At 71.9% G+C, this 17,140-nt stretch carries 15 protein-coding genes and 2 pseudogenes; 9 read left to right on the top strand and 8 right to left on the bottom strand.

What is annotated here, in order from left to right; all coding sequences use genetic code 11:
* The first annotated feature begins 29 nt into the window (after nucleotides 1-29).
* From EV374_RS17785 to EV374_RS17765, 5 genes are all read left to right on the top strand, one after another.
* Nucleotides 30-2,750, top strand: a complete 2,721-nt coding sequence (locus EV374_RS17785) for an amino acid adenylation domain-containing protein (RefSeq protein WP_165947819.1) — start codon at nucleotides 30-32, stop codon at nucleotides 2,748-2,750.
* On the top strand, nucleotides 2,747-4,021 hold the full coding sequence (locus tag EV374_RS17780) for an MFS transporter (RefSeq protein ID WP_207914301.1): 1,275 nt from the start codon (nucleotides 2,747-2,749) through the stop codon (nucleotides 4,019-4,021). The genes EV374_RS17785 and EV374_RS17780 overlap by 4 nt, the downstream gene beginning before the upstream one ends.
* Entirely contained in the window at nucleotides 4,018-6,432 is a 2,415-nt protein-coding gene (locus EV374_RS17775; RefSeq protein WP_132236749.1) for a penicillin acylase family protein, read from the top strand. Before EV374_RS17780 ends, EV374_RS17775 begins: the two co-directional genes overlap by 4 nt.
* 187 nt (nucleotides 6,433-6,619) lie before the next feature.
* Nucleotides 6,620-7,426 (top strand): peptidoglycan DD-metalloendopeptidase family protein, encoded by an 807-nt coding sequence (locus tag EV374_RS17770; protein ID WP_165947818.1) that lies wholly within the window; start codon nucleotides 6,620-6,622, stop codon nucleotides 7,424-7,426.
* 254 nt (nucleotides 7,427-7,680) lie between these two features.
* A complete protein-coding gene (locus EV374_RS17765; protein WP_132236745.1) occupies nucleotides 7,681-8,400 on the top strand; it encodes an ElyC/SanA/YdcF family protein in 720 nt (239 codons plus the stop codon).
* Between the two features lie 210 nt (nucleotides 8,401-8,610).
* Here the strand turns inward: EV374_RS17765 and EV374_RS17760 are convergent, their stop codons facing one another.
* Nucleotides 8,611-9,123 (bottom strand): hypothetical protein, encoded by a 513-nt coding sequence (locus EV374_RS17760; protein WP_207914299.1) that lies wholly within the window; start codon nucleotides 9,121-9,123, stop codon nucleotides 8,611-8,613.
* Here EV374_RS17760 and EV374_RS33490 point away from each other — a divergent pair.
* Nucleotides 9,073-9,795, top strand: a pseudogene (locus EV374_RS33490) (SGNH/GDSL hydrolase family protein); the annotation flags it as partial. The gene EV374_RS17760 and the pseudogene EV374_RS33490 overlap by 51 nt on opposite strands.
* An 86-nt stretch (nucleotides 9,796-9,881) precedes the next feature.
* Here EV374_RS33490 and EV374_RS33485 read toward each other — a convergent pair.
* Nucleotides 9,882-10,040 (bottom strand): annotated as a pseudogene (locus EV374_RS33485) (MarR family transcriptional regulator); the annotation flags it as partial.
* Between the two features lie 133 nt (nucleotides 10,041-10,173).
* On the opposite strand from EV374_RS33485, the gene EV374_RS17745 reads away from it, so the two are divergent.
* Nucleotides 10,174-10,965, top strand: coding sequence for a potassium channel family protein (locus tag EV374_RS17745; RefSeq protein ID WP_132236903.1), 792 nt, complete (start codon nucleotides 10,174-10,176; stop codon nucleotides 10,963-10,965).
* A gap of 67 nt (nucleotides 10,966-11,032) precedes the next feature.
* Here the strand turns inward: EV374_RS17745 and EV374_RS17740 are convergent, their stop codons facing one another.
* Both EV374_RS17740 and EV374_RS17735 read right to left on the bottom strand, forming a co-directional pair.
* Complete coding sequence (locus EV374_RS17740) at nucleotides 11,033-11,302, bottom strand: hypothetical protein (RefSeq protein WP_132236741.1); 270 nt, start codon at nucleotides 11,300-11,302, stop codon at nucleotides 11,033-11,035.
* 116 nt (nucleotides 11,303-11,418) lie between these two features.
* Nucleotides 11,419-11,610: a c-type cytochrome gene (locus EV374_RS17735; RefSeq protein ID WP_132236739.1), complete on the bottom strand. Its 192-nt coding sequence runs from the start codon at nucleotides 11,608-11,610 to the stop codon at nucleotides 11,419-11,421.
* A gap of 291 nt (nucleotides 11,611-11,901) precedes the next feature.
* On the opposite strand from EV374_RS17735, the gene EV374_RS17730 reads away from it, so the two are divergent.
* Nucleotides 11,902-12,417: a YetF domain-containing protein gene (locus EV374_RS17730; RefSeq protein ID WP_132236737.1), complete on the top strand. Its 516-nt coding sequence runs from the start codon at nucleotides 11,902-11,904 to the stop codon at nucleotides 12,415-12,417.
* 238 nt (nucleotides 12,418-12,655) lie between these two features.
* On the opposite strand, the gene EV374_RS17725 is transcribed toward EV374_RS17730, so the two are convergent.
* Nucleotides 12,656-13,861 (bottom strand): DUF2254 domain-containing protein, encoded by a 1,206-nt coding sequence (locus EV374_RS17725; protein ID WP_132236735.1) that lies wholly within the window; start codon nucleotides 13,859-13,861, stop codon nucleotides 12,656-12,658.
* Nucleotides 13,862-14,117: 256 nt separating this feature from the next.
* Between EV374_RS17725 and EV374_RS17720 the strand changes: the two genes are divergently transcribed.
* Nucleotides 14,118-15,350, top strand: a complete 1,233-nt coding sequence (locus EV374_RS17720) for a cation:proton antiporter domain-containing protein (protein ID WP_132236733.1) — start codon at nucleotides 14,118-14,120, stop codon at nucleotides 15,348-15,350.
* On the opposite strand, the gene EV374_RS17715 is transcribed toward EV374_RS17720, so the two are convergent.
* The 3 genes from EV374_RS17715 to EV374_RS17705 form a co-directional block, all read right to left on the bottom strand.
* Nucleotides 15,319-16,245, bottom strand: coding sequence for a mechanosensitive ion channel family protein (locus tag EV374_RS17715; RefSeq protein ID WP_132236731.1), 927 nt, complete (start codon nucleotides 16,243-16,245; stop codon nucleotides 15,319-15,321). The two genes, EV374_RS17720 and EV374_RS17715, sit on opposite strands and share 32 nt — an antisense overlap.
* A gap of 107 nt (nucleotides 16,246-16,352) precedes the next feature.
* A complete protein-coding gene (locus EV374_RS17710; protein WP_132236729.1) occupies nucleotides 16,353-16,625 on the bottom strand; it encodes a GlsB/YeaQ/YmgE family stress response membrane protein in 273 nt (90 codons plus the stop codon).
* 81 nt (nucleotides 16,626-16,706) lie between these two features.
* The gene (locus EV374_RS17705) at nucleotides 16,707-17,138 is read right to left on the bottom strand and encodes a hypothetical protein (RefSeq protein WP_132236727.1); all 432 of its coding nucleotides are present in this window, start codon (nucleotides 17,136-17,138) and stop codon (nucleotides 16,707-16,709) included.
* Nucleotides 17,139-17,140 lie beyond the last annotated feature (2 nt).

Below are 17,140 nucleotides of genomic sequence, written 5' to 3'. Positions count from 1 at the left end.
ACCGGGACGAAACCTGGGGAGAGATGCTCATGACGTCGACCGATCGCGCGCTACGGCTGCGTCGGCGGCTCGCCGGACGCCGCGAGGTGTCCACACCGGAGGTCGGCCCGGCCGCCGGCGCACCGGTCACCGCCGACAACCTCGTCGCCGCCTTCGACGAGGTCGCCGGACGGCACCCCGACCGGGTCGCCGTCCGCTGCGACCGGCAGGCCCTGACGTACCGGGAGCTGGCCACCGCCTCGCGAGCCCTGGCCGGCCGGATCGCGACCGTCGCGCCGCCCGGTCGGCCGGTCGGCGTGCTGCTGCCGCGTTCGGCGCGGATGATCGTGGCGGCGCTGGCGGTGCTCCGCACGGGTGCCGCGTACCTGCCGCTCGACCCGGAGGCACCCGCCGCCCGTACCGGCACGATCGTCGGTGACGCCGCGCCGTCCCTCGTGATCACCACGGGCACGCTGGCCGGCTCCCTGCCCGCGACGGCCGCGGCCGTCCTGCTCGACGCGCCGGACGGCGGCGGGGAGCAGCCGGACCCGCCCGCCGCACCGGCCCGCCCGATCGCGCCCACCGACCGGGCGTACGTCATCCACACCTCGGGCACGACCGGCCGTCCCAAGGGCATCGAGGTCTCCCACGCCAACGTCCTGCGCCTGATCGGCACCACGCAGCCACTGTTCGGGTACGGGCCGGGCGACGTGTGGACCATGGCGCACTCGTTCACCTTCGACTTCTCGGTGTGGGAGATGTGGGGGGCGCTGCTCACCGGCGGCTGTGTGGTCGTCGTCGCGGGCGAGGTCATGCGGGACCCGGTCGCCCTGCGGCGCCTGCTGCGGGCGGAGCGGGTCACGATGCTCAGCCAGACGCCCACCGCCTTCAGTGCGCTGGCGGCCCAGGAGGACGAGTACGACGACCGGCTGCCGCTGCGGTGGGTGGTCTTCGGCGGTGAGGCGCTCCGGTTCGCGGACCTGCGGCCGTGGGTCGCCAGGTACGGCGACGCCGCGCCCGAACTGGTCAACATGTACGGGATCACCGAGACCACCGTCCACGCGTCGTACCGCCGGATCCTCGCCTCCGACCTCGCCGGCACGACAAGCCTGATCGGCGCGCCACTTCCCGACCTCGACTTCCTGCTGTGGGACACCGACGACCAGCCGGTCGCCGACGGTCGGATCGGGCAGATCATCGTCACGGGCGCGGGCGTGGCCCTCGGCTACCTGGGGCAGCCGGAGCTCACGGCGCAGCGGTTCGTCACCGTCACCGACGCGCAGGGCCGGCCCGTGCGCGGCTACCGCTCCGGGGACCTCGCCCGGCGGACGCCCTCCGGCGAGTACGAGTACCACGGGCGCAACGACGACCAGGTCAAGATCCGCGGCTACCGCCTGGAGTTGGGGGAGGTGCACGCCGCCCTGCTCGCCCTGCCCGGGGTGCGGCAGGCGGCGGTGGTGCCGCACCCCGCAGCCGGCACGGGAACGCGGCTGGTGGCGTACGTCGTCGGTGACGGCGACGTCGGCCCGGCGCAGCTGCGCTCCCGGCTGGAGGAACGGCTTCCGGGGTACGCCGTTCCGTCCGCGTTCGTCGCCGTCGACGCGTTGCCGCGAACCGCCAACGGCAAACTCGACCGGGCGGCCCTGCCCGATCCCGGCCCCGTCCTGACGCCACACGTGCCTTCGGGCGTCGACGACGTCACGCGGTCCCTGCTGACGGTCCTGGCCGAGCTGCTGCCCGGCACCGAGGTCGAACCGGACACCGACTTCTTCCGGCAGGGCGGGAACTCCCTGCTGGCGACCCGCCTGCTGGCCGCCGTACGCCGGGAGTTCGGTGTCGTCGTCCCGCTGCGCGACTTCCTGAGGGCGCCGACGGTACGGGCGGTGGCGGGCGCGGTCCGCCGGGCCCGGCAGGCCGGACCGGTTGCGGCGTCCCGCCGCCCGGTCGACCTGTTGCCGCTGGGGGACTCCGCGGCGGGCCGGGCGCCCGTGGTGGCGCTGCCCGGCGTCTTCGGGATCGCAGCCTCGATGGCGCGGCTGTCGACGCACGTCCGGGGCCGCCCGTTCCACGCCCTGCACACCCGCGACCTCCTCCGGGCGCAGGACGGGACGCCGTCCGCCGCCGCCGCCGCGCAGGCGTGCCTGACCGAGCTGCTGCCCGTCGTCGATCCCGGGGTCCATCTCGTCGGACACTCCCTGGGTGGGGCGATGGCGCTGCACCTCGCCCACGCGGTACGGGTGGCCGGCCGCCAGGTGCGGAGCATCACCCTGCTCGACGCACCGAGCCCGCAACACCTGCGCCAGCGCCTCTCCGACGACCAGCGGACCCGGCTGGTCGATTTTCTCACCGACGTGGCCCTGGCCTTTCCCGAGCACACCCGCCGGTGGCGCGAGCTCTCCCCGCAGTCCGCCGTCGGGATGGCCGACACGGAACTGCTGCGGTGGGCCGCCTCCACCGCGGCACCCGCGCTGGCTGCCACGATCGGCGGGCTCGCCCACGCCTTCGAGGACTACCGGACGATGGGACGGATCATGGCGGAGCCCGCGCCTGCCCTGGCCGTGCCCGCACTGCTGCTGGTGGCGGGCCTGGAGAGGTCCACCGACGACGACGGGCACACCGGGGGCTGGCACCTGGTGCTGCCGAACCTGACCGAGACGGTGGTGGCCACCAGCCACGAGGGCATGCTGCGGGACCCCGACGCGGCGACCGTCGCCGAGACAATGATCGAATTTCAGCACCAGCAGGACAAGACGGAAGGACACCCGAGTTGACCCGGGAACCGGCTGCGAGCGCAGCGTTCCGCCCACCGCGACTGGCCAGGATCCTCGTCGGCGGCTCCGGCGTGATGAGCCTGGCCAACGGCGTGACGATTCCCTTCCTCGCCATCTACCTCCGCAACGAACTCGGCCTGTCCGTCTCGACGGTCGGCCTGGTCATCGGCTCCTCCGTCCTGTTCGGCATCTCCGGTGGGTTCCTCGGCGGCGCGCTCTCCGACATCGTGGGACGCCGCCGGGTCCTGCTCTCCTGCCTGCTGGTGGTGATCGGCAGCTTCGTGGGGTTCTACTTCGCGCGAGACGCCGTGACGGTGTTCGTCTTCAACGCGTCCATGGCGTTCGCCACCAGTGCCTTCAGCCCGGTCGCGAAGGTGCTCATCAGCGACCTGCTCCCCGTCGCGCTGCGGGTGAAGTGGTTCTCCTACCAGTACCTCGCGATCAACGCCGGCTACGCCGTCGGTCCGCTGATCGGCGTGGCCCTCGGGTTCACCGGCGCCCGGCTCTCGTTCCCCGCCGCCGCCTGCGTGTACCTGGTCTACCTCGCCGTCCTCTGGGCGGCCACGCGGCAACTGCCACGCTCGCCCGTCGGGGACAGCGGGCTGACGACGCTCGGCCGCAGCACGGGCGCCATCGTCCGGGGACTGGGCGAGTCGGCCCGGGCGGTGATGTCGGACCGCCGCCTGCTCCTCCTGCTCATCGGCGCCATCCTGTTGGAGACGGTGCACAGCAGGATCTCGGTGCTGCTCGCCCAGAACTTCGTCATCGACTTCGCCGAAAGCGCCCGGGTGCTCGCCGCGGTCATGACCACCAACGCGGTGGCGGTGATCGTTCTCCAGCTCTTCGCCGCCGGCTACGTGCAGCGCTACAACCCGCTGAACGCCATCACCCTCGGTGGGATCCTCACCTTCGTCGGGATGGCCGGCTTCGCGATCTCCGAGCAGATGTGGCACTACATCGTGGCGATGGTGGTGTTCACCGTCGCCGAGACCCTGATCGTGCCGTCGGAGTTCGCGCTCGTCGACCGCATCGCGCCCGAGGAACGGCGCGGAGCCTACTTCGGCGCACAGACCTTCGCGCAGGTCGGCGGGTTCACCGGACCGTTCCTCGGCAGTCTCGTCCTCGCGTCCTTCGGCGGGCCGGTCATGTTTCTCGCCATCGGCTCCCTGGCGTTGGTGAGCGTCGCGCTCTACCTGCTGGTCGGCCGGCGCATCCCCGACCTGAGCCGCCATGACACCCTCCCGGAGGCGGAGACCGAGAAGGCGTCGTGAGAGCCGCGGCGGGCATCCTGCGCCTGGCCGCCTGGCCGAGCAGTCGTGCGCTCCGGCGCACCCGGGTGCTCTCCGTGGCGGCCCTGCACGGGACCGTCGACATCGACCGCGACGAACGCGGCATCCCGTGGATCCGCGCGGGCGACGAACGTGATCTCTACGTGGGCGTCGGGGTCGCGATGGCGTACGACCGGCTGTGGCAGATGGACGTCCTGCGCCGGCGGGCGACCGGACGACTGGCGGAGGTGTTCGGCGCTCGTGCCGCCGGTTCGGACGTCCTCGCCCGTACCCTCGCCTTCGAGCGGGCCGCCCACCGGAGCGAGGCCCTGCTCTCGCCGCCTGCCCGCGCCAACCTCGCGGCCTTCGCCCACGGGGTCGACACCGCGGTACGCCGGATGCGGCGCCGCGGGCAGCTCCCGCCCGAATTCCACCTCCTGAGGTACCGGCCGGGCCCGTGGTCCGTCGGCGACTCGCTGGCCGTCGTCAAGCAACTCGGCTTCCACCTGGGCCGCAACCTGCAACAGGAGGTCTTCCGTGGCCGGCTGCTGGCGGAGCGACCGGAGTTCGTCCGCAGCTTCCTGGCGCCGAAGTACCCGCCCGGCGGCAGCGTCACCATCAGAGCCGACACCCCGGCGGGGCCGGCGGGACGGCGCGGCGACACCGCACTGCTCTCCGCGGCCGGCGCCGCCCACCTCGACGACCTCTTCGGGGGCCGGCAGGGGAGCGGCTCGAACGCGTGGGCGGTGTCCCCGGTCAGGTCCGCCACGGGCTTCGCCGCGCTGGCCAACGACCCGCACATCCTGTTCACCCAGCCGAGCCTCTGGTACCAGCTGGGACTGGACCTCGACGGCGAACGCGCGTACGGGGTGACGGTGCCGGGCGTGCCCGGGCTGGTGATCGGCGCCAACCCGGATCTCGCGTGGGGGGTGACCAACTCCACCATCGACACCCAGGACCTGGCCGTGGGGGAGCGGCCGGGCCCGGCGGGAGAGCCCCGGTGGTCGCAGACCAGCGTGGTCCGGGTGCGCGGCGGGACCGGGATCTCCGTGCGCGCCGCAGGCGGGACGGGATACGTCGACCTGCCGGACCCTGGCGGCGCGGACGTGGAGCCGGTGGCCCTCTACTGGAGTGGTCTGCACCCGTCCACCGAGGCCGAGAGCTGCCAGCGGATGTGGCGGGCGCGCGACTACCCTGCGTTCCGCGAAACCCTGCGGGGCTTCGGTGTGCCCGTGCTCAACCTCGTCGTCGCGACCCGGGACGGTACGGTCGCGCTGCGGACGGCCGGAATCGTGCCCCGCCGGGACCGTCGGGAGGGCCTTGCCCCGGCGGGCGCGGCCGAGGTGGCCGCTCGCTGGAGCACCACCCTCGGGTTCGACGAGCTACCGGAGGTCGTCGATCCGCCGGCGGGCTTCGTGGTCAGCGCCAACCACCAGATCCTGCCCGACGGGGTCGCCCCGCACCTGGGCAGCGACTGGGGCGGACCGTACCGGGCCGACCGGATCGAGGAGCTGCTGACGGCGACCCCGACGGCATGCCCGGACGACTTCGGCGCGTGGCAGATGGACCTGCGCAACGGCCGGGCCCAGCGCATCCTGCCCACCCTGCTGAAGGCGCTCGACGAGAATCCCCCGGAGTTGCCGCTGGCCGTGTTCGGCCATCAGTCGCTGGCGGCCTGGGACGGCAGGGACGACGCCGGTCAGGCCGCACCTCTGGTCTTCGGGGCGCTGACCCGGGTGTTGACCGAGCGCTGGATCACCGGCCGGCTCGGCGCGGCCGTCGCCGACGCCATGACCGACGTGACCCTCCAGGTGGATCACCTGGTGATGGACGCGGACGCCCGCCGGCGGCTCGGCGAGACGGAGGACCTGCCGGTCGTCGTGGCCGACGCCCTCACCGAGGCGGCGCGTCGACTCGCCGACAGATTCGGCGACGCCCCCGCCGGCTGGCGCTACGACAGGTCGAACCGGATCGCGGACCAGCATCCACTGGCCGCGGTGTCGGACGCGCTGCGTTCGCTGTACGGATCGCCCCCGACCCCGGTCGGCGGCGGCGGGCAGAGCGTCTGCCTGATGTATCCCGACCGCGACGGCCAGGTGGTCGAGGGCGCGCCGTGGCGCTTCGTCGTCGAGTTCGGCCCCTCCGGCAGCACCCGCATCCGCGACGTGCTCCGCCACGGCAGCTCGGGCCACCCCCTCTCGCCGCACTACGGGGACCAGACGTCGGCGCACGCCGAGGGGAGGCTGTACGAGGTACGCCTCGACAGCCCGCCGGAGGCGCGGAGCCGCCTGACCCTGGCACCCCGGGCCCCGGGTAGGCGTCCTGGCACGTCCCGGCTTCGAGGGGTGCCGACGCCGCTGAGGCGGCCGACGCGGTTCCGGGCCGTACCGACCGGGGCGGAAACCGAGTCTTGACACCAATGGAGTTGGATACCCTAATATCCAAGATCCCAGATGCATGCGGGCTCGCTGGTTCGCCGCCGAAGGGGTTGGTCGGCCCGTTCCGAACCAGCGGCCACCTGAACGTGGGCAGAAGTCGCAGCCGGTGGTCTCCTCGGTGCGGATTGTTTCCGGTCGTCATTCATCGCGAGCAAGGGGCCGAATGCGGACACTCGACGAAACACTGCCGGGGGACGGGGCGGAGTCGCGCGGCATCGGCCGCCGCCATCTGCTTGGCCTGGTCACCGCCACGCTGGCAGCCGGCATCATTCCGGAGGCGTGGCTCGCGGAAGCCGCGTACGGCGCGACGCCGAGATGGAACCGGCCGTTCGACAAGTGGGTGCCGATCACATCTTCGTACGGGATGCGGACGGACCCGATCACCGGCGTGTCCAGGATGCACAACGGCACGGACTACAGCTACTCGGGAATCCTCGGCTATCCGATCCGTGCGATCGCGGCGGGCACCGTGACCAGCGTGTCGTACAGCGCCAGCGGCCTCGGCCACAACGTCACCATCACGCACGCCGACGGTTGGCGGAGTGTCTACGGGCACATGCGGGAGGCTCCCAGAGTCGGGACGGGCGTGCAGGTGGCCGCCGGCCAGCACATCGGCAACGTCGGATCCACCGGCCGCTCCACCGGCCCGCACCTGCATCTCGAGATCTTCCAGCCGAACGGTCAGCGAATTAATCCCGAGTCGGTTCTGACGGGTGCCCCGTATGCCGGGGCGCCCGGAACTCCCCCTGAGATCGTCACTAAGGATGGACTGATGTACCTCATCTGGAGCACCGGCGGCACCGGTTACCTGGTCACCCCCAACCGCGTCATCGGGCTACGGTCGATGGCGCACTACAACCTGTTCAAGCGGATCATCAACTCGAACCAGGCCGCCGCCCAGCCCGAGGTCTTCAACGCGCTGGAGATCGACCAGATCAACGCGTACCTCAACGGGACGGTGCCTGCCTGATCCATCCCGGGGGTGACCTCGGAGACGCCCGGCCGGCTCGCTGTTTCAGAAGCGGGCCGGCTTCCGGCATCTCATGGTTGACCGCTCGGCCGGCCGGCAGCACGACCTGTGGCGCCCGGATCGGCGCCACAGGTGCCGATCCGCCTCGGCGTTCGTCACTGCCGCCGAGGGCCGGTCAGCCGCTCTCCGTCGCCGGCGAACGCGCACGGCCAGGGGCGGGACCGGTCGTCGGGCGGCCCTGGGATACTCGCCCCATGCGGCCCCGACTCCCCAAGCTGACCCGAAGGCCGCGCCCGGCCGCTCGTCGGCGCACGCGCTGGCTGCGCCGCGCCGTCGTCGCGGCCGTCGTCGGCGCGGTGCTCCTGGCTGGCGGCACCCTGGCCAGCGTGCACTGGATCCGCGGCGGGGCGGACGGGCACATCTTCACTGAGCGGGACGTCCCGGAGGCGCCGGTCGCCCTGGTGCTGGGCACCAAGGTCCACCCCGACGGGACCCCCTCGCCGTTCCTCACCGGCCGCCTGGAGATCGCCCGGCGGCTGCTCGCCACCGGCAAGGTGCGCGCCATCCTGCTCTCCGGCGACAACATGAACCCCGACTACGACGAGCCGGGCGCGATGCGGCGCTGGCTGATCGACAACGGCGTGGCAGCGGCCAGGGTGGCGGTGGACCCTGCCGGCTTCGACACGTACGACTCGTGCGCCCGCGCGAAGCGGGTCTACGGGGTGGAGCGGGCGACGGTGGTGACCCAGTCCTTCCACCTGCCCCGCGCCGTGACGGTGTGCCGGCGGCTCGGCGTCGACGCCAACGGGGTCGGCGACGAGACCGCCCGCCGGTACGACAGGACGTGGCGGATCAGCTCCACCCGTGAGTACGGCGCCTGCGTGAAGGCCACCCTGGATCTCCTCTCCGGCCGCGATCCGGCGCACCTCGGCCGCCGTGAGACCGGGGTGCAGGACGCGCTGCGCGACGCGTGAGACCCGCGGCCGGGGGCGCACGCGCCGCCACGGCACGGGTCCGGCGTCGACTGCTCAGGCACTCGCCCTCGCGCCGACAGCCGTCGCACCGGCCACCACGAGCCCGACGGCACGCCGATCGCCCACCTGCACATCACCCGGTCGCCGAAGCGCGCCGAGAGCACCGCGCCCTCCGGGCCTACGCCGTGCCCCTGGTCATCGATTGGAAGATCAAGACCGCGGCGACGCACCAACAGGACGGAGGGGCGGGGTGTATTCCGGACCGGGCTCCGAGCCGTCGATCGTCCGGTCCCAGACGGCCAGGTATCTGCTCTTCCAGCCGGCGATCGTCGTCCGGTCGGGCAGGCTGACCCCGACGTAGTTCTGTCGTGTGATGAGGTGCAGCAGCTCAAGGTTGCAGGGCACCGCGACGCCCCAGTACTCGTCGGGCTCGATGCCGACCGGGTCGCCGGAGATCGCCTCCGTGACCTCGGCGACCAGCCGGTCGGTCAGCCCGACAGGTGGTCGGCGGCCGTGTCGTCGTCGAAGTTTCCGCTGCCCCAGGTGCCCACTGATCCGCGCCCTCCCGGCTCCGAACGTCCGCCGCATTGAAGCAGGCACCACCGACACCGCCTGGCAGGATGTCGGCCACCCGCCGCGCATCGTCTCCGGCGTCGAAAGCCGGCTGCAGCAATGGCCATCGATATTGACGTTCCGCGACGGCGCGGACAGAACGGCACCCACCGTGATCCCCTCTGGGAGATCATGATCCGTCCCCGCCTGTCGTTCCTCCGGGCCGCCAGCCGGCTGGCCGCGTTCGCCGCGGCCACCGCCGGTGTGCTGCTCACCCTCGCCGCACCGGCCAACGCCGCCGTACCTATTGGGCGCTACGTCGCGCTGGGCGACTCGTACACCTGCGGCCCGCTGATCCCCACCCAGGTCAACCTGAACTGTCTGCGCTCCAACCGCAACTACCCGTCGCTGGTCGCCGCCTCCGTCGGCTCGTCGGCGCTCGCCGACGTGAGCTGCTCCGGCGCCACCACCGAGGACATCCTCGTCGGCGGCAGCGGCGCACTGGGCATCTCGTTGCCCCCGCAGCTCAGCGCGATCACCCCGGACACGACGCTGGTCACCGTGCAGATCGGCGGCAACGACATCGGCTTCTCCGGCATCATCAGCGACTGCGCGGAGGCGAGCGCTACACCATCCGCCATAAAGATTCCTCAGGGCGCTGCCTGGGGGAGCACGACACATCGCTCCCAACGGTGCCACCACTGTTCCTCCGTGGGCTCGTCGGCCGCGATCACCAGTGAGTCGATCAGCTCGGCGGTCGTCCGCGGGCTGGTGGCGACGGCCTGTACGAGGCGTCGGATCTCCTCGGTCCGGTGCCGCATGACGTTGCCGACCAGTGTCTTGCCGGCCTCGGTGAGCGAGAGCAGGGCGACCCGCCGGTCCGTGGGCCGGTGGTGCCGGGCCACGAGATCTCGGCGTACCAGACGATCGCAGGTCCTCGTCGCCGTGGACGGGTGCACGTGCAGCGCAGTCGCCAGGTCCACGGTGCGCAGCGGGCCCCGCGAGGCGAGGACGACCAGGGTCCGGTACTGCGACAGGGTGACCTCGACATCCAGGGTCGCCAGGGTCCGAGCGGTGATTCCCACCATGGTGCGGCTGAGAGCCGAGAGTCCGTCGACCAGATCCTTGCCGCCGGGAGTCGACCGGGTACCGCTTTCCGCGTAAAGTCCCACCAGCCAATGATTGCATGCATACACGAAAAATTTCGGGGTGGAACCGGTCATGCAGGCGAGAAACCGCACGCGGCCCGCTGATAGGGCGGCGAACTGGGAACGCCGGACGGCACTCCCGTTGACAGTCCTGTCGGTCGTCTTCCTCGTCGTCTACGCGGCGCCGATCCTCCGGCCCGACATGGGCAGGCACTGGCAGCGGACATGCGAGTTCGCCACCGTGATCATCTGGCTGGCGTTCTGGGTCGACCTCCTGGTGCGTCTGGCGCTGACCGAGCACCGGCGGCGGTTCCTGCGCGACCACCTGTTCGATCTGGCCGTATTGGCGCTGCCCGTCCTCCGGCCGCTGCGGGCACTGCGGCTGGTCACCGTGGTGCTGGCTCTCAGCCGGAGGACGGAGACGTGGGCCCGGGGCCGGCTCGCCATCTATGTCGGCGTGACCACCATGCTGCTCGTGCTGGTGTCCGCGTTGGCCGTGCTCGACACCGAGCAGTCCGCCACGGACGCCAACATCGTCTCGTTCGACGACGCCCTCTGGTGGGCGGCGGTGACCATCACCACCGTCGGCTACGGGGACCACTACCCGGTTACCGCCGCCGGGCGCTTCGTCGCACTGGGGCTCATGGTCGGGGGGATCGGCCTGATCGGTTTCGTCACCGGCTCGCTGGCCACCTGGATCGTGGAGCGGGTCTCCGACAAGGGGCAGCCGGCCGCCGCGACGAGCGAGGACATCGCTGTCCTCCGCGCCGAGATCGCGGCCCTGCGCCAGCAGCTCCACCCGCCGGCGGCGCGGCCCGGCGACGAATGGCAGCGGCGGGACGACGCACCCGAACCCTCCCGCTGACCGCATTCGCGCCGCACCCGTCGACGGGTGCGGACCGCCGTCCGCTGGCGCCGCCAGGGCCAGGTGGTCAGTGACTGACGACGGCCGCCGACGGCGGGCACGACCGGAAGGTCCCGGGCACGCCAACCGGCCCGTGTTCTCCGCGCCGCGGACGGGGGTGCGGAACAGTCCGCCGGTGGGTGAGGCGGTAGCCGCGGAAGGCGTACTGATAGATGCCATTGGCGTCGGGGCCCGGCCGGCCGATGGAAGGATCGTCGCGCAGCACGTACACCACCAAGCGGGCGATGCGTCGGTCCTCGTCGTGTGCCGTCGGTGCCTCCAGCGGTTCGACGTACACCGGTGGCGGGTCGTGATGCAGCCGACGGGTTCCGTCGAGCGCGCCCGCCGTGAAACTCGGCGACGTTCTGTCCGAGCCCGGGTGGTCACCGGTTTCCGCTGCTCGATGATCTGCTGTCAGGGGCGTTCCCAGAAGTCTCCGCGCCCTTCGATGCCTCCGGCGCTGCGTCCGTGGCAGGTGATGCAGCCGACCTCGAACAACGCCTCGCCCTCGGCGGCGGCAGCACTCAACCGCGGCTCCTCCTGAGCCTGGGCAGTCGGCGTGAACAGCGTGTAGGCGCCACCGGCCAGGATCAAAGCAATGATCATCCGTACGACGCCGGCGGCCCGTCGTCGGGTTCGGCGGGGGAACGCTCCCTCCGATCGGGTGAAGTCGCGGCGTGACTTGCGCATGGCGTCTTCTGGTTGGCAGGCGGGCTGCTGGGCGACTACTGCAGATTCTTGTGCCAATATGCAGCATTCGCGTTGGTTGTGCGGTCGTTCTGTCGCTACCCGTCCTCGGGCCCCAACACACACGGCCACCTTGTGCGGTGCGCCGACGGGAGCGCTCGATCGGCCTGCCTGCGCGTGCCAGGCGGACATCGCGGGTACGGCACTGCGATGGTGCTGAAGAACCCCGCCGACCTGCTCCGGTTGCTGGTCGTCGCCGTCATCGTCTACCCGGCGCTGGTCCTGATCCTTCGGCTGTCCGGCAAACGAACCCTGTCCAAGCTCAATGCGTTCGATCTGGTGGTCACTGTCGCGTTGGGTTCCACCCTGGCCACGATCCTGCTGTCGCGTGACGTCTCCCTGGCGGAGGGAATCCTCGCGTTGGCGCTGCTGGTGGCATTGCAGTACGTGGTCGCGCTGCTCGGTGTGCGCTGGCCGCCGGCACAGCGGCTGATCAAGGCACGTCCGACCATCCTGCTAAGCGACGGGCAGCTGCGGCACGCCGCCGCGCGAGGCTGCCGGGTCACGGAGAGCGAGATCCGGCAGGCCGCACGTAGCCAGGGGGTGGGCGACCTCCACGACCTCGCGGCGGTGGTGTTGGAGACCGACGGAAGCCTGAGCGTGCTCACCCGGTCACGGCTCGGTGACGGCAGCAGCCTCGCCGACGTCGTCGACCACGGCCGGTAGCGGGACATCAGCCAAGGGCGCTGGGCTCGGTCTGGCAGGAGCAGGGCTGCTCTCTGCACCGGCTGGCAACTCACACCCTTCGTCCGACGTAGCTGTTCGGCCGCCGGCCTGCCGGCCTGCGTGGCGGTGGAGAACGGCTCGGTCGACGGGTCCCGACCGCCTACCAGGGCGGCCGTCAACCGATCGGGGCGGACGAGCACGGAGCACGCCGTCTGCCCGGCGCCACCCGGCCCGGTCGTCAGTGGCTGTCGACGGCCGGCGGCGGTCGCCGACGCCCGATGGCGGACTGATGAACGGGAAGCGCGACGGTCGCGAGGTCGCGCAGGAGGGCGTCCAACAGTCGCGCGACGCGCGGCTGCTGGCTGGCGACGAGTCGAATGTCGTCGACGATCATGGCCAGGAGGGTGTCGTACGGGACTCCGTCGACGCGGACGCGCACCGTACCGTCGTCGTCACGGACCACGTGGGTCGGATCGGGGCGGGTCGCCAGCCGGCGCAGGAGGTCGTGCGTCTCCTGCACGGCCCGTACGGCGGTGGTGACGTCGTTGACCGCCGGGGACAGCGCGCGTTCGGCGATGTCGGCCAACTGCCGGAAGCCGAAAGCGACGTCCTGCCCCGGGGTGCGTTCTACGCCGATGGTCACGCCCTGGTCGACCCGGTCGGTCGGCACCGGACGAGCCGTACCCCTGGCTGTCCGGTGCACGCGCACCAGGGGTGCTCCCGCGGCGACGAAGTCACCCGGCGCGGGAACGACGGCGAAGGCGCAGTCGTACTCGCGTGCCAGGCGGGCGAGCAGGGCGAGATCGACATTGCTGATCATCCCGGGTTCCGGGGCGAGCACGGTCTGCGTGACCGCGCCGGGGACCACCGCCTCCGGCTCGTCCGTCGCGGGAAGCCGGGCGATCGATCGTCGTGTCTGCGTGCCGATCGAGGCGATGATGTGCGACACCCGCATCACGGTGGTGATGTGGTGCAGGTAGTAGATGAAAGTGCCGCTGCTGGCCAGGACGAGCGACATGGACACCGCGAGCGACAGTTCCGGGAACCGCTCTCCGTCCCGGGCTGGCAGCGCGGCGAGCACCACCATCGCGAACAGGAAGGTGGCCACGAACGTACCGAGCGTCGCCTGGATGATCCGGTCCTGCAAGAAGGTCCGCAGGACCCGAGGGGAGTACTGGCTGCTGGCCAGTTGCAGGGCCACCACCGTGATGGAGAAGACCAGCGCGGTGAAGGAGATCATCGCGGTGATGATCGACGACAGCAGCGATCGGGCACCGGCGGGGCCGCTGGGCAGGATCCCCTCGAAGGGAAGGGCCACCTGCAGCTCCAGGACCGACAGGCCGACCGCCGCCGCCACCGCGCCCACCGCGAAGGCCGCCGGCACGAGCCAGAAGCTCTCCCGCATCTCGGCGAGCCGCGCGGACACGGTGCGGGGCCGGCTCACGGTGCCCGGTTCGTCGACGTCACCCGCTCATCGTGGCGCAACCCGGGATTCCCCGCGCGGTGTCCGTCGGGGCTGGCACCGGCAGTTCTGCCGCGCCCGCGAGGCGACGCGGCAGCGTGCGTGCGCGGTGGTGGGAGTCGCCGGAGCCCTCGTCACCTTCGTCGCAGCGATGGTGGCACTGGTGCGGTTCGTCGTCGCTGCGGGGAACGGCGCCGCCGGCGGGTGTGAGGGGCGGGGAACGGGGTAGCGGCCGAGGGTGGACCCGTTGCATCTCGCGTACGCCCTGGTCGGGCTCCTGGGGGTGCTGCTGGCCTTCTGGTCCAGCGCCATCCGTCGGGCACCGGTCAGTGAGCCGCTGCTCGCGCTGCTGGTGGGCGTACTGGTCGGTCCGGTTCTCGGACTGATCGACCTGCCCCACCACGAGGCGTCGGTCCTGACGCTGGAGGCGAGCCGGGTCCTGTTGGCCATCTCCCTGATGGCCGTCGCGCTGCGCTTCCCGCTGCCGGACTACCGGTCGGTGATCCGTCCGGTTGGCGTGCTCCTCGCCGCCGCGATGGCCGCGATGGCGGTGGTCAGCGCCGGCCTGGCCTGGCTGGTCCTCGGTCTTCCCGTCGCCCTGGCACTGCTGCTGGGCGCCTGCGTGACACCGACGGACCCGGTCCTGGCCGCCAGCGTCGTCTCGGGGGGACCAGCCGAGCGGCAACTGCCGGCTCGGCTGCGGCAGGTGATCAGCGGCGAATCCGGCGCCAATGACGGGCTCGCCTTCCTCTTCGTCGTGCTCGCGCTCTCCGCCGTCACGTCCGAATCCTTCGGCAGCCACCTGGGGGAGGCGGTGTGGGCAGTGCTGGGGGCGCTGGTGGTCGGTGCGACGGTCGGCTACGCAGCCGGCCGGGCCGTCATGACGGCCGAGGCGCGGGAGGACGTGGATGAGGGCTCCCTGCTGATCTTCACGCTCGTGCTCAGCGTCGCGGCACTGGGAGTCGCCCGCGTGGCCCGCACGGACGGGATTCTCGCGGTGTTCGTCGCCGGTCTCGCCTACAACGCGGTCATCGGGAACCGGTCGCGGGCGTCGGAGCAGCAGCTCGACGACGCGCTGACCCGTTACCTGGTGTTGCCGTTGTTCTTCCTGCTCGGCACCGAGGTGCCGTGGCGTGGCTGGCGCGACCTGGGCTGGCCCCTGGCCGTCTTCGCGGTCGCGGTGCTGGTGCTGCGCCGCCTGCCGGTGGTGCTCGCCCTGAAGCCCGTGCTGAGGATGCCCTGGCGGGATGTGGCGTTCCTGGGCTGGTTCGGGCCGATCGGTGTGTCGGCACTGTTCTATCTCACCCACAGCGAGCAGGAGGGAGCCCGGGATCCCCGGCTGTGGGCCGCCGGCAGCCTGGTGGTGGTCGCGAGCACCGTGCTGCACGGCGTCACCGCCACGCCGGGCCGTCGCTGGTACGCCCGGCGGTCGGCGTCCCTCACCGGCGACCATCCGGGGCGGCGCCGGTAGCCGACGCCTGGGGCGGGTGGACGGTGATGTCCTGCGTCACCGACGCCACACGTATGCCGTTCTCGGCAAAGCGGTCCAGCACCCGCCGGGTGACCTGGTCCTTGACCTGTCGGGCGGCGCGTACCGGCACCACGAACCGTGCCGACAGCTCGACCCAGTTGGGGGTGGCGCGGACGAACACGCGCGGATCGACCTCCGCCTCGGCGACCGGGTAGCGGCGGCGCATTTGGTCGATGGCCCGCCGCGCCTCGACCGTCGAGGAGGTGTTCTCCGCCTCCTCGCACAGGATGCGCTCCGCCAGGTGCCAGTCCGCCTCGTAGGGGACGGGAAGGGTCAGTTCCTCCCACAGATGGTCCAGCACCGTGCTGCTGTTGTAGACCGGCGCGCTGAACACGAAGCGGTTCGACAGGGAGACCACCCGCCCGGTGTACTGGCGGCCGCGGATCCAGGACTCCGGGTCGGAGGAGGAGCCGCTCTCCAGGATGCGGGTGCGCAGCGGGGTGATGTCCAGGACGTCACCGCGTACCCCGCACATCTGTATCCGGTCACCGACGCGGAACTGCCGTCCGGTGAGGATGCTGACCCACCCGGCGAACGCGCCGATGACCTCCTGCATGGCCAGCGCGAGACCGGCGGCGAGCAGGCCGAAGACCACACCGACCCGGCCGGCGAATGGCCGCCACAGCAGCGCCAGCGCGAACAGCAACGCCACGACGGTGAGGTAGTGCACCGCCTTGCGCAGGTAGTAGCGGTTGGCGGTGTCGTCCACCCGCAGGGTGGCCAGGCGGCCGACCAGAGCGGCGAGCACGACGGCCAGCAGGATCAGGACGACGCTGGTCACGAGGCGACCGCTCACGCTGCTCGTGTCCCAGACAGCCTCCAGGAACCGATCCATGCTGCTCGCCCATCGTCCCCGGCGGTGTCCAACCGGTCCGTCGCGTCGCTCCCACCATAGGCGGCCGCCGGCGGCGGAATCCCGGAAACGCCTGGTGCGGGGGAAGGCTAGCGGGAAGGCTGACGGCGGCCGGCGCCGATCGTGACGAGGATGACGGTGAGGCCGGCGCAACCCGCCTGGCCGACGACCCCGAGCAGGCCGATGCCGCGGGCGTCGACACCGACCAGCACGGCGAGAATGGTCGCGAGCAGGGCAGCGGTGACGCCCAGGACCAGCGCCAACCAGAGCGGTATGGCGTCGCGTGCCGGCACCACGAGGCGACCCAGCGTGCCGGCGACGAGACCGACGACGATGGCGCTGACAAGGGCACTGACTGTCATGCTGCTCCTCCGTTGGATGAGCGACCGGAAAGCCGCTCGGGTCGGCACGGCGCGCGGGAACCCCCGCCGCGTCGAGGCGGCTCACTCCCGGACCGTCAACTCCTGCGCGACGAGCGCCCGCCCACCCTCGAAGGCTCGGTACGGTCCCGGGGATCCGAGGCGGTAGCGGTCGCTGAGGTCGCGGTGGGCGAACCGGATAACGGTGCCCCGCACGGTCACGAGCTGCGGCGGAGCCGGCGCCGACGGGCCCGCCGTCAGCACGAGCAGGGTCCCGTCGGTCAGGTCGGCGTCGCGTACGACGAACGCGGTGTCGGTGATGACCCGGTCGACGGCGGCGGTCACGGTGAGCCGGTCGCCCACCTCCGCCCGGGCGACCGTGCCGGGTCGGGTGGTGGGCAGCGGCGCGGGGCTGGGCCGCGGAGCCGCGGGTGGACTCGTGCAGCCCGTGACGAGCAGGACCACCGCCGGGAGAACCGCCAGCGCCGGACGCATCCGGTCGTGCCGTCCGCCCATCG

It is taken from the genome of Micromonospora sp. CNZ303 (assembly GCF_004345505.1).
The sequence above is the reverse complement of the archived record's forward strand: the minus strand, read 5'-3'. Positions and strand labels throughout refer to the sequence as shown.

Excerpts from the sequence above, each read along its gene's own strand:
- EV374_RS17785 (WP_165947819.1), top strand. The coding sequence starts at position 30 with ATGACGTCGACCGATCGCGCGCTACGGCTGCGTCGGCGGCTCGCCGGA.
- EV374_RS17770 (WP_165947818.1), top strand. The coding sequence starts at position 6,620 with ATGCGGACACTCGACGAAACACTGCCGGGGGACGGGGCGGAGTCGCGC.
- EV374_RS17765 (WP_132236745.1), top strand. The coding sequence starts at position 7,681 with ATGCGGCCCCGACTCCCCAAGCTGACCCGAAGGCCGCGCCCGGCCGCT.
- EV374_RS17745 (WP_132236903.1), top strand. The coding sequence starts at position 10,174 with ATGCAGGCGAGAAACCGCACGCGGCCCGCTGATAGGGCGGCGAACTGG.
- EV374_RS17735 (WP_132236739.1), bottom strand. The coding sequence starts at position 11,610 with ATGATCATTGCTTTGATCCTGGCCGGTGGCGCCTACACGCTGTTCACG.
- EV374_RS17730 (WP_132236737.1), top strand. The coding sequence starts at position 11,902 with ATGGTGCTGAAGAACCCCGCCGACCTGCTCCGGTTGCTGGTCGTCGCC.
- EV374_RS17715 (WP_132236731.1), bottom strand. The coding sequence starts at position 16,245 with ATGGATCGGTTCCTGGAGGCTGTCTGGGACACGAGCAGCGTGAGCGGT.
- EV374_RS17710 (WP_132236729.1), bottom strand. The coding sequence starts at position 16,625 with ATGACAGTCAGTGCCCTTGTCAGCGCCATCGTCGTCGGTCTCGTCGCC.
- EV374_RS17705 (WP_132236727.1), bottom strand. The coding sequence starts at position 17,138 with ATGGGCGGACGGCACGACCGGATGCGTCCGGCGCTGGCGGTTCTCCCG.